At 69.6% G+C, this 20,230-nt stretch carries 14 protein-coding genes and 1 pseudogene; 11 read left to right on the top strand and 4 right to left on the bottom strand.

The annotated features are described in order from the left end of the window. Positions 1–738 (bottom strand): annotated as a pseudogene (locus tag F8M74_RS01265) (hypothetical protein); the annotation flags it as partial. A 500-nt stretch (positions 739–1,238) separates the two neighbouring features. On the opposite strand from F8M74_RS01265, the gene F8M74_RS01260 reads away from it, so the two are divergent. The 8 genes from F8M74_RS01260 (at position 1,239) to F8M74_RS01225 (ending at position 11,803) form a co-directional block, all read left to right on the top strand. Further along, entirely contained in the window at positions 1,239–2,102 is an 864-nt protein-coding gene (locus F8M74_RS01260; RefSeq protein ID WP_306441951.1) for an AHH domain-containing protein, read from the top strand. After that, positions 2,102–2,692, top strand: a complete 591-nt coding sequence (locus tag F8M74_RS01255; RefSeq protein ID WP_228559613.1) for a DUF1629 domain-containing protein — start codon at positions 2,102–2,104, stop codon at positions 2,690–2,692. The genes F8M74_RS01260 and F8M74_RS01255 overlap by 1 nt, the downstream gene beginning before the upstream one ends. A 236-nt stretch (positions 2,693–2,928) precedes the next feature. Further along, positions 2,929–3,111, top strand: a complete 183-nt coding sequence (locus tag F8M74_RS01250) for a hypothetical protein (protein WP_228559612.1) — start codon at positions 2,929–2,931, stop codon at positions 3,109–3,111. A gap of 69 nt (positions 3,112–3,180) precedes the next feature. Then, on the top strand, positions 3,181–4,287 hold the full coding sequence (locus F8M74_RS01245; protein WP_141257452.1) for a hypothetical protein: 1,107 nt from the start codon (positions 3,181–3,183) through the stop codon (positions 4,285–4,287). Between the two features lie 183 nt (positions 4,288–4,470). Continuing rightward, positions 4,471–6,090, top strand: coding sequence for an AAA family ATPase (locus tag F8M74_RS01240; RefSeq protein WP_141257451.1), 1,620 nt, complete (start codon positions 4,471–4,473; stop codon positions 6,088–6,090). Beyond that, positions 6,087–7,610 (top strand): VWA domain-containing protein, encoded by a 1,524-nt coding sequence (locus F8M74_RS01235; protein WP_141257450.1) that lies wholly within the window; start codon positions 6,087–6,089, stop codon positions 7,608–7,610. The genes F8M74_RS01240 and F8M74_RS01235 overlap by 4 nt, the downstream gene beginning before the upstream one ends. Before the next feature lie 219 nt (positions 7,611–7,829). Next, positions 7,830–10,808, top strand: coding sequence for a DEAD/DEAH box helicase (locus F8M74_RS01230; RefSeq protein ID WP_141257449.1), 2,979 nt, complete (start codon positions 7,830–7,832; stop codon positions 10,806–10,808). After that, positions 10,805–11,803 (top strand): SWIM zinc finger family protein, encoded by a 999-nt coding sequence (locus F8M74_RS01225; RefSeq protein ID WP_141257448.1) that lies wholly within the window; start codon positions 10,805–10,807, stop codon positions 11,801–11,803. The genes F8M74_RS01230 and F8M74_RS01225 overlap by 4 nt, the downstream gene beginning before the upstream one ends. A 23-nt stretch (positions 11,804–11,826) precedes the next feature. Here F8M74_RS01225 and F8M74_RS01220 read toward each other — a convergent pair whose 3' ends face one another. Continuing rightward, on the bottom strand, positions 11,827–12,912 hold the full coding sequence (locus F8M74_RS01220) for an aldo/keto reductase (protein ID WP_141257454.1): 1,086 nt from the start codon (positions 12,910–12,912) through the stop codon (positions 11,827–11,829). Between the two features lie 477 nt (positions 12,913–13,389). Between F8M74_RS01220 and F8M74_RS01210 the strand changes: the two genes are divergently transcribed. Both F8M74_RS01210 and F8M74_RS01205 read left to right on the top strand, forming a co-directional pair. Further along, positions 13,390–14,307: a hypothetical protein gene (locus F8M74_RS01210; RefSeq protein WP_141257447.1), complete on the top strand. Its 918-nt coding sequence runs from the start codon at positions 13,390–13,392 to the stop codon at positions 14,305–14,307. Positions 14,308–14,456: 149 nt separating this feature from the next. Continuing rightward, positions 14,457–15,545, top strand: a complete 1,089-nt coding sequence (locus F8M74_RS01205; protein WP_228559610.1) for an AI-2E family transporter — start codon at positions 14,457–14,459, stop codon at positions 15,543–15,545. A 10-nt stretch (positions 15,546–15,555) separates the two neighbouring features. Here F8M74_RS01205 and F8M74_RS01200 read toward each other — a convergent pair whose 3' ends face one another. After that, positions 15,556–17,412, bottom strand: coding sequence for a serine/threonine-protein kinase (locus F8M74_RS01200; protein WP_141257445.1), 1,857 nt, complete (start codon positions 17,410–17,412; stop codon positions 15,556–15,558). A 30-nt stretch (positions 17,413–17,442) separates the two neighbouring features. Then, the gene (locus F8M74_RS01195) at positions 17,443–18,366 is read right to left on the bottom strand and encodes a DUF2381 family protein (RefSeq protein ID WP_141257444.1); all 924 of its coding nucleotides are present in this window, start codon (positions 18,364–18,366) and stop codon (positions 17,443–17,445) included. A 324-nt stretch (positions 18,367–18,690) separates the two neighbouring features. Here F8M74_RS01195 and F8M74_RS01190 point away from each other — a divergent pair, with 324 nt between their 5' ends. Further along, positions 18,691–20,160: an SAVED domain-containing protein gene (locus F8M74_RS01190; protein ID WP_141257443.1), complete on the top strand. Its 1,470-nt coding sequence runs from the start codon at positions 18,691–18,693 to the stop codon at positions 20,158–20,160. The last annotated feature ends 70 nt before the right edge of the window (positions 20,161–20,230 follow it).

The raw sequence follows: 20,230 nt of genomic DNA, 5'->3' as shown, positions 1-20,230 counted from the left end.
CGCCACGGCCCCCCATGCGCCCCCCTCACCAGGGCGACCGCCCCATCCCGCAATCACGAGGGCTTCAAATCCTGGCCGCACCAGGACGACTGCCGTTGCGTCCAGGTGCGCCAACGTCACCGAGGCCGCGCGTCCACCCGCTCGCCCCCAGTCATGCACGGCGGACAGCGCCAGGGTGTAGCGCCCCTGCTGCCTGGGCTTGCCAAAGAGGATGTGCTCCATGTCCAGGGCGAACTCCGCGCCCATCAGCCGCGCGCCCAGGACGTCCGAAACGAACGCTTCCGTATAGAGGGGCCCCAGCGTGCCAGTGAGGAAGCCTCCTGCCGGGTGGTAGTCCGGATTCGCGCGGTTGGAGTAGCGGCGGACCAGATGCCCTGTGAGCAGGCTGTAGCCATCCAGGCCACCGAACCACACCCCCAGCGGCGCGTTGTCCGAGCCGAACTTGAGGCCACGGACGAGTTGCCCCCAGTCCGAGAGGGAGTCCCAGTCCTCTCGTCGCACAACCCTCGCGCCCTCGCCACCACCCCACAGGTGAAAGCGCACGGGAGCGCCGACGTTGACGCCGAACTCGGGGCCACCGTCGACGATGAAGGTGGGCTCCACCTGGATGAAGCCATCGTCACCACCAGCGCCCGCGCGAGGGAGGAACGCAAACGTCGTCGCCTCCAGGCGCGTCAGGTAGTTCCACCTGCGCGAGGGGGAGGCCGGTGGAGTAGGCGGCGCCTCTTCCTCTGGCAAGGGAGGCTCCGAGGTCCACCCCGGCCAGGGGAGCAAGACAAGCAGAAACAGCGCGGACAGAAACCTCCGCTTCCTATGCATACACGCCTCCTGTGCGGGCCCCGGAATGAGGCACGAGAAACACACGTCTCCCGGTCGGCATGACGGCTGGCGCCGTGCCGGTGGTGCATTGGTAGTGGTGAGATGGATTGGGGGCTGCCTTTAAACGGTCGGCTGCTTCGTCAACGTGCGACGGGGGCCTGCGCCGGGCTCCGTTGGCACATCGTCTGGGTGGGCCAAATCTGCAACGTCTCTTTACGCTCCCAGAGGGGAACTAGGGCCAACGCTTGTCACTGGCCAGCCGCATGGGGCCACCCGTAGCCAGCGGCATGGGGCCGGGTGGAAACGCGAGCGACCGGGCTCGTTCATGCCACTGACCCGGCCCCCGCGTCCACCCAGCGGCCTTCCGCGTTGAGGGAGGCCGCCGCCGTCCCGCTCGCCGTGATGCCGGAAGGCATCAGATGGGAACCAAGAAGGCGAACAACCACGAACTGGCGCATTGCCCTGGAGTGGTTGTTGGGAAGCTCACGCGCTCGTCAGTCCTCGGGACATTGGTCGGCAAGGACATTGAGCAGTTCAATGGGCGCATGCCTGTCATCATACGAGGCGCAAGAGTGCGGTTCCTGAAGTCGGGGCCAGGCGATGGACCGAAGCCCCGACCGCGGCCACCGTGCGAATACTGCGGGAAGCCAGAGCACCCATTCGCATCGCAGTGGGGGCAAGACACTGGCGACTCGCACACGCTGCGAGAGGCGCTTCTTGGCACGCATGACTCCTCGGTGCATGAGTGGTACGCGGGACCGTTTACAGTCGCAGCGCACCATCTGATTGCCTGCGAAGCGACGGAGGAGGCGTCGTGGGGGACGTACTGCCGCCGGTTCGGGTACGACGTGAACGGTGCGGAGGATGGAGTCATGCTGCCGTCCCGCATGGAGGTGGCGTGTCAACTGGCCGTCCCTGTGCACCGCGGGCCGCATGCGGCGGGCCAAGGGCCTGAGGCTGACATGAACTATCCCAACGCGGTGCGCGCGCATCTCAAGGACGTGGAGGCGGCACTGGTGAGGGGTGAGTTCTGCGCGAACCCAGGAGCGCTGGTAGAGGAATTGAATGCGCTGAGCGCGTTCATCCTGGAGCAGATAGCCTCCTTTACCTGGACGATTACCCGCGACGGGAGGGACTACCGCTCCGGCGGCAGTGGTTGTGCAGGAGCAGGCAGCATACGCCGCAAGCAGGAGAGGGCCTGTCCGGCGAAGCGCGACCATGGGGTCCGGCACGGCATCACGGGGAAGTCGCTTGAGCGGCGGAAGTTGAGAGCGGGGGCGTGATGATGCCGCTGCAAGCGGACTACTTCGTGCTGGTGCGCACAGGCGACGCGGACGTTCCGCTGCTGAGATGGGACCAGGAGTCGGGCGACTTCCGGCGGGGGAGGGAGGTCGTGGTGAAGGAGGCAATCCAACTGCAACTGCTGGCCCCGGTGCCGGCGGCCCCGCGGATGCTGGACCACCACGCCCTGCCAGACCCGGTTGTGTCGACGCGGGTCCGGAACGTGCTGCGCCCGCTGGAACTCCACCGCGTGCAACTGCTTCCGGCAGAGGTGCCAGTCGGCGACGAGGTGTACACGTACTGGCTCGTGCACATCTTTAACGAGCTCCGGTGTCTGGATGAGGAGAAGTCCGAGGTCACCAGGTCGCCTGGCGGGAGGTTCATCTATTCGATAGGGCGACTCGTGCTGCAGGAGGAGGCACTGGCGGGGGTTCCGCTCAGCGAGCGAAGGGTCTTCGCGCTCGCCGAATCACCGTCGGTGAGCCTGTTCCATCGGGAGGTCGTCGAGCGTATCCTCGCGCTCCAGCCGGCAGTTCAAGGCCTGCGATTCGTGCCGGCGTCGCAGTGGACGACGAACAGCGCCTTCGAGTGAGGACGTCGCGTCAGTGTCGTGTCCCCCTCGCAGTCAAGACACGCTCGCCGGCGGAAATGGGCGGATGGGAGAGGCGTGTCGGTGGGTTGCTGCTATGCGGCCTCGCGCAGGGGGAGTGGCCTGGCGAGCTTTTCCGCCCGCACCTCGGCGGGCGTCTTCCAGTCGAGCGCCTGGTGGGGCGTCGGGCCGTTCGTGACGTTTGTCTGAGCAGCGCCGCTTCACTGAGCGGAGACGCCATGGCTGAACCGCTGAAGAAGCAACTGCCGTCCGAACTCACCGCTCACATCGAGGCGCTCCGAGATGCGCTGCTGACCAGGCTCGTCGAACGAGACGTGTCGGTCCGGCTCGCGCTACTCGCCGCGCTCGCGGGTGAGCACCTGCTGCTCATCGGGCCGCCAGGTACGGCCGGAAGACGTTGAGCACGCCTCGCACGCAGCGCGGTGCTCCTCGAGAACCCTGGCCAGTCGCGCTCGCCGTACAGAACCTCCATGAGCGAACATCAAGTCTACGAGTTCGTGGCGTTGGACCGGCCTTTGACGGCCAGGCAGATGGCGGAGCTTCGGGCCATCTCGACGCGGGCCGAAATCACGCCGACCCGGTTCTGGAACGAATACCACAGGGGTGGATTGGGTGCGGACCCCGCCCAGCTCCTCCTGCGCTACTTCGACGCGCACCTGTACGATTCGAACTGGGGCGACTGTCGGCTGATGCTGCGCCTGCCCCGCGCGGGGCTCGACGTGAAGGCGCTCAAGGCGTGCTTTCCGGCACGAAGTCCATCGGCGCTCACGGTGTCTGGGAACTCCGTGATGCTCGACTTCCAGGTGGGGGATGAGGACCCTTCTGGCAGGGAGGACGCGCCGTCCGCCTCGCTCGCGGCGCTGGTTCCCCTTCGGACCGAGCTCCAGCGCGGAGACCTGCGCGGGGCCTATCTCGCGTGGCTGGGGGCTGTTCAGGCGGGCAGCGTGGCGTCATTCGCGAAGGAGCCCCTCGTGCCCGAGGAGTTGAGCACGCTGTCCGCCGCGCAGCAGGCGCTGGTGGCGTTGCTCCGGCTCGACGAAGACCTGCTCGCGGCGGCGGCGCACGGAGAAAAGAAGCGCGAGGATGACAGCCTCGCCTTCCGGGCCTGGGTTCGTGACCTCTCCCCCAAGGACCAGATGCGCTGGCTCCTCCGTGCGGTGGACGCACCGGAGCGCCCGCTGGGCTCCGAGCTGCTCCGTGCCTTCCGCGCGGAGCACGCGTCAGCAAACCAGAGGCCCGCGCGGACCGTCCACGAACTCCAGGCGCTCATGGTGGCCCAGCGCGCAGCACGGGAGCGCGCAGAGTCCGCCCGCGCTCGCGCGGCCACCGCTGCCGCGATGAGTCGCCTCCAGCGGCGGTTGACGGCCCTGTCGCGGGACGTGGATGGGGCCTGGGCTCGGCTCGAGGCCCGGGTCGCCGCCAGCGAGTACGACGAGGCGGTGAGGCTCGCCGAGGACTTGCGGGCGTTGGCCACGCGTGATGACGACCTGGCCGGGTTCGCCGCCCGCTTCGCGGCCCTGCGTGGGCGGCAAGCCCGGCGCCGCGGGTTCTTCGACCGGTGGAAGCTGCGCGACTGACTTCCCCGGTGCGACTCCTCGAGGGACGTCCGCTGCTGGCCCGCATCGGGCCTCTCCCTGTGCGTGGCTCGGAGCTCGACCGGCCACGTCCCGGTACTTTCAAGTTTCTTTCGTGGCGACCGATGGCTCCGGGCCGTTCGTGACGTCTGTCTGAACAGCGCCGCTTCACTGGACGGAGACGCCATGGCTGAACCCTTGAAGAAGCAACTGCCGTCCGACCTCACCGCTCGCATCGCGGCGCTCCGCGATGCGCTACTGACGGGGCTCGTCGAGCGAGACGTGCCGGTCCGGCTCGCGCTGCTCGCCGCGCTCGCGGGTGAGCACCTGCTGCTCATCGGGCCGCCGGGGACGGCGAAGAGCCTGGTCGCCAGGCGCCTGCATCTGGCCTTCCATCCGGCCACCTACTTCGAGCGTCTGTTGACGCGGTTCACGGTGCCGGAGGAGCTCTTCGGGCCCCTGTCCATCAAGGGCCTGGAGGAGGACCGCTACGAGCGCCTCACGGAGGCGTACCTCCCCAAGGCCTCCGTCGCCTTCCTTGATGAAATCTTCAAGGCGAACAGCGCCATCCTCAACGCGCTCCTCACGTTGCTCAACGAGCGCGAGTTCGACAACGGAAAGCGCCGCGAGTCCACCCCGCTGCTCTCCGTGGTGGGCGCGAGCAACGAGCTCCCGGAGGGGGAGGAGCTCGACGCGCTCTTCGACCGGTTCCTGCTCCGCTGTCACGTCGGACCCGTGTCGAAGGCGGGCTTCCCCGCACTGCTGGGGCTTCGGGGGGACGTGGTCGCCGAGTTCTCTCGGCAACGCAGGTTGAGCGACGAGGACCTGGCGGAGGTTCGACAGGCGGCGACCGAGGTGGCCGTGCCTGACGACGTCGTGGCGCTGCTCGCAGACCTGCGCGACTGGTGTACGGCCGAGGGCATCCAGGTGTCGGACCGCCGCTGGCGGAAAGTCGTGAAGCTCCTCCAGACGGCGGCCCTCACGAACGGCCGGGACCGCGTGTCCATCTGGGATTGCTGGCTGCTTCAGCACTGCCTGTGGAGCGCGCCCGAGCAGCGCGCCAAGGTCCACGACTGGTACGCGGCGAGGGCCGGCGCGAGCGCGGCGATGGACCCGTCCCGGCTGACGCGCATCGTGGTGTCTTGGGAGGCCCGGCTCAAGCTGGACCAGGACAGCCGCTCCCAAGCGCGTAATGAGAACGGGAACCTCTTGTTCAAGGGCAATGATGGAAAGCCCACGGTCAACAAGGGAGGCAGGGCGCAGGCCAGGCGCGGCAGGGAGCCGCTGTACCTCGCGCCTGACGATGCTCATTCGAGGGATCCTGACGACTACTGGAATGGGCGCAACAACGCGAAGATCAATGATCGCACCAACGCGGGAAATGGGTTCACGCTAGCCGAGCTGAACGCGCTCTGGATTCATGACCCTACCTCTCGTTCACCACAGTTCACGCATTGGGCAAACCGTGACGCCTACCTCACGAACCAGGCGAACTGGCACATGGAAGACGTAGACCTTCCGCCCTTCATGGAGCCGACCCGCCAGAAGGCGGCGCACGTCGAGGACTGCCTCAAGGAACTCACCGCGCTCGGGCAGCAGGTCGCGACCTACAAGACGCAACTGCTCGCCCACATCGCCAGCCTGGGCGCGGACATCCGCGCGCACCTCTGGGTGACCGACGACTTCGCCGAGCCCGCGGCGCGAAGCCTGGAGGGGACGCGGCGTGAAGTGGACACGCTGCTGGGGCGTCTCGAGAAGCTCCGCCAGGGCTTCGGGCTGCTTCCTCGTGAGGAAGCAGCCCGATGAAAGAGGCCTTTGACGTGGGCGCCCTGGAGCGGGGCTACGCGTTCCTCGACGACTGCCCCGAGCAGTTCCTCCCCGACCTTATCGCGCTTCCCGTCGGAACGCTCGCGGAGCGGGTCCGTGGCCTTCGTGCCTGGCGTGACGCCTTGCTCGACGGACGCCTCCCTCCGAACGTGACGTGGCCGCCGCCCGGAATCGCCGCTCCCGCGCGGCTCACCGCCGAGCCCCTGGGCATCTTGCGCTTCTGCAAGGGCCAGCCCGAACTGGTGGACGCCTTTCTGCGCGACGTGCTCGCGTCGTTCATCCGTCATGCGGCGGTGGTCCGCGCGGAGGTCGTCGCGCGACTCCGCGAGTTGGAGCAACTCGAACGCCAGCGGATGGAGGCGCAGGAGGCTCAGGCGGCGAAGCGAGAGCGACGGGCCCGGAAGTCCAGGCAGCCCGACGCGCTCACGCTCGCGCGGCTGCGCCAGCAGGCCGAACGGGAGGTCGCGCAACGGCCCGTGAAGGAAGACGCGGACCTCCTCGCGGGCTGGGAGGAGCGGACGCGTATCTGGGCGGCGATCTCGGCTGTGTTCGGTGACCTCGGAGAGCTGATGGGGCGCGGCTGGGACCTGAGCATCGGCGTGCTGAAGCACACGGGGTGGGCGGACCTCGTTCGTCTTCGTGAGCTCGTCGAGCAGTTACCGCAGCTCACGGAAGTCGTTCGCTCGCTGGGACGGCTCCATGCGAGCGACGCTGAAGAGACCATCGCGGAGACCATCTTCGTCCCGATGAGACGGCTGGAGGAGGAGCGTCGCGAGGTCTGGACGAGGCGCGTTCCGGCGGAGACCCGAGGCATCGAACGGAGCGGAGAGCTGGCGCGAATGCTGCCTGTCGAAGCGGTGAACCTCGGGCATCCCAAGTTCCGCTACCTGTGGCACGCGCGTCGGGCGGAGCGCGCGTTGCTCACGTATCGCGTCGAAGGTCTCGAAATAGAGCGAACGCTCGTCGAGCGTGACAGCGAGGAGGCCGTCGAGCGGAGTAGCCCACGTCCCAAGCGCGGTCCCATCATCACCGTCATGGACACGTCCGGCTCGATGCACGGTCTTCCGGAGCAGGTGGGGAAGGCCCTGGTGTTGGAGGCACTTCGGACCGCCCATGCGGAGAAGCGCCGGTGCTTCCTCTACGCCTACAGTGGTCCGGGGCAGGTGCTGGAGTTCGAGCTGTCGCTGACCGAGGGCGGCCTCGGACGGCTGCTGGCGTTCCTCGGCCAATCCTTCGGAGGCGGCAGCGACGTATCCGAGGTCACGGCCAGGGTGGTCCAGCGCCTGGATGCCAATGACTGGAAGCGGGCGGACGTGCTCTTCGTCAGTGACGGCGAGTGGCCGGTGCCAGACGGCCTGCCTCGCCGGGTCGAGCAGGCACGCGAGAAGGGCACCCGCTTTCACGGCGTCCAGATTGGCAACAGGGGCCGCACGGGCCTGCACGCCCTCTGCGACCCGGTCCACGTCTTCCAGGACTGGGCGGCCGTTGGCGGGGGGTAGGGCCTCCCGTCCGGTGTCGTCCTCTTCGTCATCATCATCGCCCCGGGAGACCGGGCCCTGTGTCCTGTGTACCTGCATCGCCGTCCAAGCCTGGCGGAGGACGGGAGTGTCGACTTCCCGGTAGGTCCACGGCACAAGGACCCGACAAGTCCGAGCAGGGACGTTCGCAGGGCTGTTTTCGCCAGCCACCCGCAAGGGGCGGGCGTTACATTCCCACCCATGCCGCTCGTGTTCCTCCCCGACACCGAGACGCTGTTCCTCTGGGGGGCCGACCCGCTGCCACGTGAGCTCGCCGGCCTGCTGGAGACGGGGGACCGCGCCTCCGCGCCGCTCGTGACGCCCGAGGGATTGCGTGAGTGCGAGGGGCGCGGGCTGCCCCTGGCCGCCACCGTCGAGCGGCTCGCGGTGGTGCAAACCTCCGAGGCTGAGTCCTTTCCCGGCTCCATCGCCCTGTGGACGCTGGCCAGCAAGCTCGCGCTGGAGTTGGTGGCGCGCGAGCGCGTGGTGCCCACGCTCCTGCGGCGGGGCGAGCGCATCGAGGCGCGCTGGGCGGCGGCCCTCTCCGCCACCGAGGACGCTGGCCGCGTCGCCGCGCTCGCCCGGAGCATGCCGCCCGGCGCGCACGCCGTCCCCGTGGGCGCCAGGCCAAGCCGCGCCGTCTGGGCCCCGGACGCCTTGCTGCGCGCCTTCCTCGACGCCACCGTCGACGCCTTCGTGCGCGCCGCGCGCGGTGCGCCTTCGTTGCCGGCCCGGCGCGCGGCCTCGTGGGACGAGCGCTGGCGCGAGGCGCTCACCGGCGCGCGACGCGACTTCGCGCCGGAGGGCTTCGCCGAGCGCTCCGTCGTCGACGAGCTGACGCGCTGGAGCGAACCCGCGCTCGGCGCCCGGGACAAGCTTCGCGCCTGCTTCCGGCTGGAGCCCCCGACGGAGGAGCGCGAGCCCTTCGTGCTGAGCTTCCACCTCCAATCCCCGGACGACCCGAGCCTGCTCGTCCCGGCCGCGGACGTCTGGAAGACGCGCGGGCGCAGCCTGGAGAAGCTCGGCCGCGCCTTCCGTGACCCGCAGGAATCACTGCTCGAGGCGCTCGGCCGCGCCGCCCGGCTCTTTCCCCCGCTGGCGCTCGTGCTGGAGAGCCCACGTCCCCAGGCGCTCCTGCTCGAGCCCGACACCGCGTGGACGTTCCTCTCGGAGGGCGCCCGCGTGCTCTCCGACGCTGGTTTCGGCGTCATCGTCCCTGGCGAGCTCACCACCTCGGGCCGACGTCGCCTGCGCCTGCGCATGCGCGTGGGCGCGAGCACGAAGGCCGCGGGGGCCGTCGGTGGCACCGCGGGGCTCGGGCTCGACACGCTGCTGCGCGTGGACTGGGACGCCGTGCTGGGCGACCAACCTCTCTCCGCCCAGGAGCTGGCGCTGCTGGCCCAGCGCAAGGCCTCGCTCGTGCGCTTCCGCGGCGAGTGGGTCGCGGTGGATCCCCTTGAACTCGACGCCATCCAGCGCCACCTCGCCCAGGGCCCTGGCCGCATGGCGCTGAGCGAGGCGGTGCGGGTGTCCCTGCTCGGCGAAACGCGCCACGGACAGCTCCCCGTCACCGTTCTCGCCACCGGGGCACTGGAGGAGCGCCTGCGCCTGCTTCGGGAGGGCGGGGCCACCGCTCAGGACGCCCCCCGCGCGCTGCGCGCCACGCTGCGGCCCTACCAGTCGCGCGGTCTGCACTGGCTGGACACGCTGGCCTCATTGGGGCTCGGCGCCTGCCTCGCGGACGACATGGGCCTGGGCAAGACGGTGCAGGTGCTGGCCTTCCTGCTGCGGCGGCTCGAGCAGGTGCCTGACGGGGCGCGCCCCACGCTGCTGGTGGCCCCCACCTCCGTGGTGGGCAACTGGGAGCGTGAGCTCGCCCGCTTCGCCCCCACCTTGCGCCTGACGCCGCACTACGGCGCCGAGCGCGCCCGCGCGGCGAACCGCTTCCCCCGCGCGCCCGGCGCCGTCGTGCTCACCACCTACGGCTTGCTGCGCCGGGACGCCGCGCTGCTCGCGCGCGTGGACTGGGGCGCGGTGGTGCTCGACGAGGCGCAGAACATCAAGAACGCGGCGTCGGCCACCGCCCGCGCGGCCCGGGCGCTGCGCGCCAGCCAGCGCTTCGCGCTCACAGGCACGCCGGTGGAGAACCGCCTGGCGGAGCTGTGGTCCATCCTCGAGTTCGCCAACCCGGGCCTGCTCGGGCCGCTGGAGACGTTCCGGCGCGAGCTGGCGCTGCCCATTGAACGCCATGGCAATCAGGAGGCCGCGGCCCGGCTGCGCCGGCTCGTGAGCCCCTTCGTCCTGCGCCGCCTCAAGAGCGACCCGGCCATCATCACGGACCTGCCCGCGAAGAATGAGATGAAGGTCGTCTGCACGCTCACGCGCGAGCAGGCCTCGCTCTACAAGGCGGTGGTGGACGAGGAGCTGCGGCGCATCGAGGAGGCCGACGGCATGGAGCGCCGGGGCCGCGTGCTCGCGCTGCTGCTGTACACGAAGCAGATCGCCAACCACCCGGCGCAGTACCTCGGGGAGTCCGGGCCCCTGCCGGGGCGCTCGGGGAAGCTGGCGCGCGTGGTGGAGATGCTCGAGGAGTCCCTGGCCGCTGGCGACAAGGCGCTCGTCTTCACGCAGTTCCGGGAGATGGGCGACAAGCTGGTGGCGCACCTGTCGGAGCACCTGGGCCACGAGGTGCTCTTCCTCCACGGCGGCACGCCTCGCAAGGCGCGCGACGAGATGGTGCGGCGCTTCCAGGAGGACGCCCGCGGTCCGCGCGTGTTCGTGCTGTCCGTCAAGGCGGGAGGCACGGGGCTCAACCTGACGGCGGCGAGCCGTGTGTTCCATTACGACCGCTGGTGGAACCCGGCCGTCGAGGACCAGGCCACCGACCGCGCGTACCGCATCGGGCAGACGCGCGCGGTGCAGGTCCACAAGCTGGTGTGTGCGGGCACCGTCGAGGAGAAGGTGGACCGGCTGCTCGAACAGAAGCGCCAGCTCGCCGAGAAGGTCGTGGGCACGGGCGAGCACTGGGTGACCGAGCTGGACACGGCGGCGCTGCGCGAGCTGTTCTCGCTGTCCGAGGGCGCCGTGGCGGACGATGGCGACGCGGAAGGGGAAGACGACGCGCGGGTGCGCGCCCCTCGACGGCGCGGCCGTGCGAGCGCGAAGGCGGTGTCGCGATGAGCTACCGGGAGTTCTGGGGCTGGACGTCCGCGCCGAAGCGGCCGCCGCCCGAGCATGGCATCAAGGTGAAGAAGGCTGGCGCCACCTGGTGGGGGCAGCGGTGGCTGGAGGCGCTCGAGCGCGTCCTGAAGGGAGAGTCGGGACGGCTGGCCCGGGGCCGGACGTATGCGCGGGCGGGGCGCACGCATGACCTGGTCATCCGGCGCGGCAAGGTCACCGCGCGGGTGACGGGCTCGCGCCCGACGCCCTACGCCGTCTCGCTGGCGCTCAGGCCGCACGGCGAGGCCGTCTGGGAGAAGGCCATCGCGGAGATGGCTGGCAGGGCGCAGTACACGGCGGAGTTGCTCGCTGGGACGATGCCCCAGGCCATCGACGAGGTCTTCCGCGCGGCGGGTGTCAGCCTCTTCCCGCGGAGCCGGGAGGAGCTGGTGACGGACTGCTCGTGTCCGGACTGGGGAGACCCGTGCAAGCACGTCGCCGCCACGCACTACGTCCTGGGCGAGGCGTTGGACCGCGACCCGTTCCTCCTGTTCGAGCTGCGCGGCCGGACGAAGGAGCAGGTGCTGAGCGCGCTGCGGGCCGCGCGTGAGGCTGGCTCAGCCGGGGCGGCGCTCGAGCCGCGCGGCGCGGCGAAGCGGAAGCGGGCAGCGCGGGACGCGAAGGCGGAGGCGCCCGAGGTCCCGAGCGTGAAGCCGGGCAAGCTGACGCGGGACAGCTACGACGTCCCTCGCGAGCCGCTGCCGGCGCTGAGCTTCTCGTTCGATGCGCCCGTCACCCATGGCGCGGTGCTGCGGCAGTTGGGGGCGCCGGCGTCATGGGGCGCGAAGGCCTCGCCGGAGGATGTGCTCGCGCCGCCGGTCCGCGCGGCGGCGGAGGTGGCGCGGCGCATCGCGCTTCGGGAGCGGGGGGAGGCGAGCGCGCCAGACAGGGCGCCGCGTGGCCGGAGCCGCGCGAAGCAGCCGGCCCGGCGCGCGAAGCGTGGGCCCTCAACGTAGCCGTCTCAGCGGCCTCTCGCGCGTCAGTAGACCTTGTCGCCCTTCACCACCCCGAAGCTGGACGGCTCCGCGAAGACGCCGTTCACCGTGGTGCCCCCGTTGTGAAGGCTGGGGAACATGGGCTGCATGCTCTGGGGGAACCCGAAGGTCGGCTGGGTGAGCGCGTCGAGCCGGGCGAGCTGCTCGGCGGTCAGCTTCACCTCCAGGGCACCCACGTTGTCCTCCAGCTGCGACAGCCGCCGCGCGCCGATGATGGTCGAGCTCACGCCCGGCTGTGCCTGCACCCAGGCCAGCGCCACACGCGCCACGGTGCTCCCGTGCTCGCGGGCGATGGCTCCCAGCGCGTCGACCAGGGCGTAGGTCTTCTCGTTCAGGACCTGGTCCAGGAAGGCGCTCCGGTCGGCCTTCTGCTGCCCGGCGTTCGCGCGGGTGTACTTGCCGCTGAGCGCGCCACTCTTCAGCGGAGACCACGGGGTGATGCCGAGCCCGAACTCGAGCGCCATGGGCACCAACTCCTGCTCCACGCTGCGTTCGAGCAGGGAGTACTCAATCTGCAACCCGATGAAGGACGACCAGCCCCGGAAGTGCGCCAGCACGTTGGCCTGGGCAATCTTCCAGGCGGGCGTGTCCGAGACGCCGATGTAGCGAACCTTGCCCGCCCGGACGAGGTCCTCCAGCGCGGCCATTGTCTCCTCGATGGGCGTGTGGATGTCCCAGTTATGCAGCCAGTACAGGTCGATGTAGTCGGTCTGCAGGCGGCGCAGCGAATTCTCGGCTGCATTGATGATGGACTTACGGCCCGATCCGCCGCCGTTCGGGTCTCCCGGATAGAGGTTCCCGCTGAACTTCGTCGCAATCACCAGCCGGTCACGCCGGGCCGGGTGGCGGCCAACGTGGTCACCGAGAATCTTCTCGGAGTGGCTCTTCGTGTAGAAGTTCGCGGTGTCGATGAAGTTGCCGCCGAGCTCGATGTACCGGTCGATGATGCGCTGTGACTCCTCGACGCTGGACCCCCAACCGAGGTCTTCACCGAAAGTCATGGCACCGAGGCACAGCGGGCTCACGCGCAGGCCGGAACGGCCGAGCGTCACGTAGTGGTTGAGCGGCATGGTGGGCTCCTGGGGTGTGCTCATCACCGGCTGCTGATGGCCGGTGATTTCCTGCGTCGCCGCGGACATCGCCGCGCCGGGGCTCGAGACGAAGGAACTATTCGTGCTCGCGGTGGTGGATGCACACCCCTACCCAGCCGAGCTGGCGGCCGTCCTGTGCATCCCCAAGCCGTCGGTGACGCTGTACGTGAAGCGGCTCGAGACGGCGGGCTCCCTGCGCCGTGAAATCGACACCTCCATGAGGAGCGCGGCGAGGCCTTGGGGTGGTGACTGGACTCACCAGGGCACGAACTCCCGTCACCAGTGCGCGCGGGCTCGGGCGGGGCCTTGTCTCCACCCGCGGCCCGCAAGCGCTGATTTTGACAGGATATCCCTGGTGGGGCCGCCTGGCTCTTCGTATGGCCTGAGAGTTGCTGTGGGGTTTAGCCAGTCTCCCCCGATACGCTCTCAACCCCATCGACGACAGGAGTCCCTCCCATGAAAGGCATCAAGTTCGGCGGCTTCAAGAGCCCCTCCCTCCCCAAGAGTCCCGCTGCTTCCGGGAGTGGGACGAACAAGCCGAGCGCCCCTCCGCCCGTGGAGTCGAAGCCCGCGTCCAAGCCGAGCCCCGTCAAGGACGGGTTCGACGCGCAGGGCAGCAAGCCCTCCACGAGCACGGTGAACCCCCAGCCCACGCGGCAGCCGGGCAAGGACGTCACTTCGTCGTTCGGTGCGAACCCGCTGGGCTACTCGGGGCAGAACGTCCTGAACGCCTACAACATGTCCCCAAGCGGCGCGCTCCAGGGCGTGGCCCTCCCCACCGCCCAGAAGCCCTTCGTCAACGCCAGTGACGCGGTGGTGACGCTCAATGCCCACCAGCACCAGGGCAACACGAACCTGTCCGTCTCGCCCGCCGGTGGCCAGGGCATCCCGGCGCACTACATGCACTACCTCTCCACGGGCGAGGGCAAGTTCGCGGGCATCCAGGGGGTGCCGCTGCATCCGCGTCCTGGGGAGCCGCACACGGTGGTGACGGGCGCGCTCAACGGTTGCGCCATCCATGCCCTGCACGACACGAAGAACAACAGCCTGTCCTTTCTCCACCACGCGGACTATTCGAAGAACGGCAAGGCGGAGCTGGACGGTTTCCTCTCGCAGCACCCGAACCTCAAGCCGGCGGGGAGCTTCACGCCCAGCGACTATTCGCACCCCACCGGCAAGCACAACGACCCGACGGGCGCCACGCCCTTCATCCACTACTCCCAGGGGACCGGCAACCGGCCGGGGCAGTGGACCATCGCCGGTCAGCTCAACACCTTCAAGAGTGGTGGCACCGAGGGTGGCCGCCCCGCGCTGATGCGCCCCACGGACCTCCAGGTTCCCCTCATGCAGACCATCCCGGTGGACGTGCCTTGAGCTTTCGCGAGGCACGCCGCTGAAGGACGGGCCGCCCTGGCCATCCGTTGGATTCCAGCCGCGCGTCCACCGCGTCCGTTCATGAGGCCACACCGACAGGTGGCCTCCCGGTGCCATGCGCCGCTTCGTGCATAGGGTGCGCACGACGTATGGCCACCCTGGACTCGCCCTCTGCCTCCTGGCTCACACGCTGCGCGCTGTTCAGCGGCAAGCTGCTCGTGGTCGCGGCCGCAGTGGTGGCGCTCGTGCTGCTGCTGGCGCGGCTCTACCTCATCGTCCTGCCGACAGTGGCGGCGCTGCTGCTGGCGACGTTGCTGTATCCGCCCGTCCGGTGGCTGTCCGCCCACCGGGTGCCCAGGGCGCTCGCGACGCTGCTGGCGGTGTTGGTGCTGCTCCTGGTGGGGGCGGCCGGGCTGTTCGTGCTCGTGCCCCGTATCGTCCAGCAGGTGGGCTCGGCGGGCTCGAACGTGAAGGAGGGAATGGAGGGCCTCGTCGGGTGGATGACGCAGGAACTCCCCGTGTCCCGGGAGCAGATCGACGGCCTGTTCGAGAAGGGGCTCGACTTCTTGAAGTCGAACCTGGGGCGCATCACCACCGGCGTCCTCGCGGGCGCCAACTTCGCCGCGCAGGCCGTGGCGGGCGGGCTGCTGACGCTGACGCTGCTGTTCTTCTTCGTGAAGGACACCGAGCGGCTCGGAGGCTGGGTGCTGGCCCGGGTGTCTCCGTCGCGGCGTGACACGGTGCGCGCCGTGGGTCTGCGCGCCTGGGGAACGCTCAGCGGCTACCTGCGTGGCGTCGTCATCGTCGCGCTGGTGGACGCGGTGGGCATTGGCGCGGGCCTGGCCATCATCGGCGTGCCGCTCGTGCTTCCGCTGGCGGCGCTCACCTTCGTGGGCGGGTTCTTTCCCGTCATTGGCGCCACCCTGGCGGGCGTGGTCGCGGTGCTGGTGGCGCTCATCACCAACGGGCCGCTCGACGCGCTCCTGGTATTGGCCGTGGTGCTGGGCGTGCAGCAACTGGAGAGCAACGTCCTGGAGCCCGTGGTGATGGGGCGCGCGGTGCCGCTGCACCCGGTGGTCATCCTGCTGTCCATCACCGCCGGGGGCGTGCTCTTCGGCGTGGCGGGCGCCTTTCTCTCCGTGCCCGTCGCCGCAGTCCTCTCCGCCGCGGGCAACGAGCTGCGCCTGCGCGACGAGGCGCGCGTCCTGGAGAAGCCTTCGACGAGTTCACCGCCGTGAGGCTGCCGCGTCAGGGGAAGTGGTCCACCACCTGGGCGTTGGACCAGGGATGCGCGCGAGTGTGGCCGGGCCGTGAGCCCCGGTACTTGGGTATTCCCGCCTCGTTGCCCAGGATGAAGCACACCGGGTACTCGCTGCCGTCCGGCGTCCTCACGAGCGTGTAGCGGCCCTGGATTGTCTCGCCGCCGGTCCAGAGGCGCCCGTAGAAGAGCGTGTTCGCCGGGAGGCGGCCGATGGGCTCATCGAGCCGACTGGTGATGGGGCCGTCGCTGACGACGATGCTGTAGTTCGTCTGGTACGAGTCGTCCGGTTGCTGAAGGTCGAGCTGGATGAACCCGCCAAACCCCAGATCGAGCCCGAGCTGACGCATTGATTCCAGGGCTTCGGAAGGGCAGCGCGCGGGCTCGGGCCGGACCTGAGTGCCTGAGCAAGCATTGAGACTGGCCGCTGTGAATGCAGCCATCAGGTAGCGGTGGAGTCGGGGGACACAGCGCGCGTGTGGCTTGGTCGTGGACATGGCATCTCCCGGCCATGGCTGCTCGGCGGTGGAAAACGGAAGGGCCGTGGCGGGCGAGCCAGTCTCGGCTGGTCCGTCGGTCCGCGCCAGTTGCTGAACGGGATGGGACGGCATGGGTGTGCCATGCGGCGGGCCTGCGAGCACCAGTCCCCAGGCCATGCACGCAACCAACATCAGGACTCCGGCGATGCGCATCCACCGGCCCTCGGGCCGCGGCTCCGGCGGGCTCGCTGACTCCGTGCGAGGTTGCGTCTGGACCTCCGAGAACACCCGGCGTCGCAGCCAGCGGCCCATCCGATGGTGCTGAACCCGTGCCGCGCGCAGGGCCCTCGCATGGAGAAGGGCTGCTTCTTCTCCCGGTGCCACGGGGCCCCAGGAGTCCTCCTCGTCTGTCGTGCGGGTCGCCGTGGAAGGCCCCTCGTACCAGCCAAACAGCGGGACGTCCCAATCTGGTCCCGCGTCGGCCTGGGCCCGTTGGACTTCCCGGGCGAGGTCCCCCGCGCTGCGCGGCCGGGCTGCGGGGGCGAACGCGAGCAGTCCCTCAATCCAGCGTGCGAGCGGCTCGGGCACACGCGGGTTGAGGGTTCTCAAGGTGGCGGAGGTCACCGGGGAGTGCGCCTTGTCCAGGACGAGCGGCGGATACTGCTCCACCACCAGCCGGTGAAAGGTGACGCCCACCGCGTACAGCTCGTCCGCCACCGTGTAGGGGTAGTGCTCGGAGCGGGAGGTCTGCCGTGGAGCCTGCATGCTCCAGAGGATGGCCTGGGGGCTGCGATAGGGCCCGGTCCCGGGCGGCAGCCGTGCGGCGGAGGTGATGGGGGCGGCACGGGGATGCCAGCCCGCGCCCCAGTCCAGCACCACCAGTCTTCCGCGTTCCTCGACGCGAAGGTTCTCCCCCTTGAAGTCGCGGTGAAGCACCTGCTTGCGATGCGCGGCATCCAATGCCCACGCGGCCTGCGCCAACAGGTCGGCGACGTGTCGTGCTGTCGGATTGCGCGCCCGAGACCAGTCATACAGCGTGCGGCCTCGCACGTACTCCATCACGAGGTAGGGGTAGGCGGCGGCTCCAGCGCGCCAGGTTCCCGTCGCTTGCAGTCGCACCACGCCAGGGTGGCGAAGCAGGTGAAGCGTCCGTGCCTCGCGCTGGAAGCGGGGATCGCCGGGGGCGTGGGCCAGCTTGAGCGCGTAGCTGCGGCCTTCAGGGCGCGAGCGCACCTCATACACCGTGCCGTTACCGCCGCCTCCGATGCGGCGCTCCACGCGCCAGCGCTCCACGCGCGTGCCGGCCGGCAGGGCCTGTGGAGACAGTACGAGGGGACCTGGGGAAGATGCGTTCGACTCCAGTCGCATGACGGATTCCTTCGAGGCTGTCGCGCACGTCTACGGTTTCAGCCGCGCCCATCTCGCGCCGCGGCGCCGGCCCGTGTCCCAAATCTCCAGCGCGTAGGCGGGCGGCGGGCGTGTGGGGGCGGGCCATTGCACGACGGCGACCGCGCTCTGGCCAGGCAACAGACGCGGTTCCTGCAACAACAGGGGCAGTTCCATCGTCTCGCCTGTTGAGCGCCCGTCCGAGTCCAGGTGTGTCAGCCGCGCGATGCCCGGTTGCCAGGGGGCTTCGCCCAGTGGGTTCTCCAGCTTCACGGCGAGCGTCAGCCACGAGCCGGAGCGATAGCTGCCGAGTTGCTGGACCTTGAGCCCCGTCTCACTGGGTCGGTCACCCATCCACTTGACGAGAACTCCCGTGGGGCCGATGGCGCCGGAGAGGACTGCGTTCGCGAGCCCCGGTTGTGGCAGCGGCCGGCGAGCCGTGGCCAGCCGGGCCTCCAGCAGTGCGTTGCGCTCACGCAGTGCCACCAGCTCGGCTTCCAGTTGCGCCACGGCGGCGGGGTGGCGCCGGACGTCGACGACCGAGTCCACCACGCTGCCCTCGGTGGTCAGCTCCAGGACGAGCCGTTGTGGCGCGGCCGCGTCCGTGAATCGCAGCACCAGTGGCGGAACGCCCCGTGCGGGCATCGCGACGGCGGGCTGGAGCAGCAGATGCGTCTCCGTGACGTCCAGCCGGGTGAACAGCCCGCGTAGGGCATCGGGCAGATCACTTTCCATTACAGCGTCCGAGTCGAGCAGCACCGTCGTCACGACGCCGGGCGCCAGCCGGAGTCGCTGGACGGGCTCACCCGCGCCTGCGCTCAGGACCACGGCCCGTTCGATACGCCGCCAACGCTTCGTGTCCGGAGTCTGGGCCAGCGCCGCCGTGCCCAGCAGGAGCACCACCGCCGTCATCACCAACGAGCCAGGGGGGAACACGCAGGGGCAACCTCCAGGGTTCTAAGCTACTCGATGGGGATGACACGGCGGGACGCTTGGACGAGCGCGAATGTCCCGCCTTCTTCGAGGAAGAACGCGCCTCCGTCTGGCACCTCGGAATGGGCGATGTCTACCTGAAAGGTAGTCAGATTCGCGCAGGACGTTCAGCGGTCGTCGGGAGCACTCCCGCCGCGCGCCGGAAGAAAAATCACCGGGCCCGCGATGGGTTGCCCCGCGCGTTGGCGTCTTCCTTTTCGAGCGCCGCATTCCATACCCCTGGGGAGGTATCCACCGCCGTCCCTGGCGTCGCTATGAGGGAGCGTCATGGGAGAGCAGAGCGCGTCTCGCCTGGAGGGCGATCGCTATCAGCACTTGCTGAGCTGGTACGAGCTGCTCCGGCTGCTCGACGCGGGCAGTCCCTTCTCTTACGGCTACGTCGAGCACCCGGCGGCGGGCTCGGCGGATGACGTGACGCTGCACGCCCGGCCCGGCGCGGGTGTGGCCAGTCGATACATGCAGGTGAAGTGGCACGTCGACCACCGGGATAGCTACTCCCTGGCGGGGCTGGTGACGCCGCCTCGGGTGGGTCGCTCCCTGCTGCGGAAGTTGCTGGAGAGTTGGTTGGTGCTGCGGCCCCTGGGGCCCGTCGAAATCTGGCTGTTGAGCAACTGGGCGTCGGCGGCGGACCTGGGCCGCTATCTGCATGGCCGGGACCACTGCTTCACCGAGGCGTTCTTCGAGCAGCCGCCACGAGGCGCCCTGAAGAAACACTGGGCGGAGTGGGAACAACGGCTCGGTGTATCGGCTGAGATGCTGCGGGCGTTCTGCAAGGACTTGCGCTTGCGGCTCGGCGTGGGCGGCATCGCCGACTTGGAAGAGCAGGTGGATGACCGGATGGGGCGGCTTGGCCTGCGCATGGGACGGCAGCCGCGCGCCATCGCGGTGGACGGGCTTCGGGAGTGGATTGAGGTCGGCGGCGGCAGGAAGCACGTCACCCCGGAGTCGCTGCGGGGGGCCATTCGCGCGTGGGGACTGCTGGCCTCACGGGAGGACGCGCCCGCCGTGAGCCTCTGGATTCATGGGTGGGTGCGACGTGAGTGGGAGCAGCCACCCACCGAGGAGCTGGACTGGACGCCTCATTTTGACCGCGACACGCGGGCGGTGCCGTCGGAAGCGGTGTGGCGGGACGTGCTGCTGCCTTCGCTGCTGGCTGTGCGACAGCGGCTATCGAGGCGGCCTGACGGTGCGTTGATTGACCTGCGGGGCAAGCTGCCGCTGAGCACGGTGCTGGCGGTGGGCTTCCACTTCCCGGAGGTGGGCGGCTACCGCTTCCGCGTCGAGCAGCCCACGCGGGGAGAGACCTTCTTGTGGTGCTCGGACGCGAAGCCGTCTCCGCGCCGACTGCGTGTCACGGGGCACGAGGGCGACTCGGACGCTGCGGGGCTGCTGGTGGTGTTCCAGATGACCGGGGATGCTCGCGCGGACGTGGGGCGCTTCCTGGCAGAGCGGCCAGGGCACTTCCGCGCCGTGCTCTACCTGGAGCCGGAGGACGGGCCCCACGACGGCGCCGTTGGCTCGGATGCGGACGCGGTGGCGTTCGCCGTCCAGGCGCGCGAACAGCTCCGGCGCGCGCGCAACGAGCTGCGCACGGCGGTCACACATCTCATCCTCTATGCCCCCGCTGCGTGCTGCCTGTTCCTGGGCCAGCGGCTCAACGCCGTGGGCCCGGTCGTGGCCTACGAGCGCACCGGCTCAGGTGGGTACGCGCCCGCGCTCACGTTGCAGACGGGGTGAACGCCATGCCGCCGATATCCGCCCGCACGTTTCGTACCGCGTTCAGCACACCTCGCTTCATGACGCCGCT

This window comes from Myxococcus sp. CA023 (assembly GCF_010998615.1).
Classification (GTDB): Bacteria; Myxococcota; Myxococcia; order Myxococcales; family Myxococcaceae; genus Myxococcus.
Note: the sequence above shows the minus strand (reverse complement) of the source record. Positions and strands in the feature narration are given on the sequence as shown.

Bases quoted from the DNA above. Each gene is read 5' to 3' on its own strand.
- F8M74_RS01260 (WP_306441951.1), top strand. From the start codon at position 1,239: ATGGGAACCAAGAAGGCGAACAACCACGAACTGGCGCATTGCCCTGGA.
- F8M74_RS01255 (WP_228559613.1), top strand. From the start codon at position 2,102: ATGATGCCGCTGCAAGCGGACTACTTCGTGCTGGTGCGCACAGGCGAC.
- F8M74_RS01250 (WP_228559612.1), top strand. From the start codon at position 2,929: ATGGCTGAACCGCTGAAGAAGCAACTGCCGTCCGAACTCACCGCTCAC.
- F8M74_RS01245 (WP_141257452.1), top strand. From the start codon at position 3,181: ATGAGCGAACATCAAGTCTACGAGTTCGTGGCGTTGGACCGGCCTTTG.
- F8M74_RS01240 (WP_141257451.1), top strand. From the start codon at position 4,471: ATGGCTGAACCCTTGAAGAAGCAACTGCCGTCCGACCTCACCGCTCGC.
- F8M74_RS01235 (WP_141257450.1), top strand. From the start codon at position 6,087: ATGAAAGAGGCCTTTGACGTGGGCGCCCTGGAGCGGGGCTACGCGTTC.
- F8M74_RS01230 (WP_141257449.1), top strand. From the start codon at position 7,830: ATGCCGCTCGTGTTCCTCCCCGACACCGAGACGCTGTTCCTCTGGGGG.
- F8M74_RS01225 (WP_141257448.1), top strand. From the start codon at position 10,805: ATGAGCTACCGGGAGTTCTGGGGCTGGACGTCCGCGCCGAAGCGGCCG.
- F8M74_RS01220 (WP_141257454.1), bottom strand. From the start codon at position 12,912: ATGCCGCTCAACCACTACGTGACGCTCGGCCGTTCCGGCCTGCGCGTG.
- F8M74_RS01210 (WP_141257447.1), top strand. From the start codon at position 13,390: ATGAAAGGCATCAAGTTCGGCGGCTTCAAGAGCCCCTCCCTCCCCAAG.
- F8M74_RS01205 (WP_228559610.1), top strand. From the start codon at position 14,457: ATGGCCACCCTGGACTCGCCCTCTGCCTCCTGGCTCACACGCTGCGCG.
- F8M74_RS01200 (WP_141257445.1), bottom strand. From the start codon at position 17,412: ATGCGACTGGAGTCGAACGCATCTTCCCCAGGTCCCCTCGTACTGTCT.
- F8M74_RS01190 (WP_141257443.1), top strand. From the start codon at position 18,691: ATGGGAGAGCAGAGCGCGTCTCGCCTGGAGGGCGATCGCTATCAGCAC.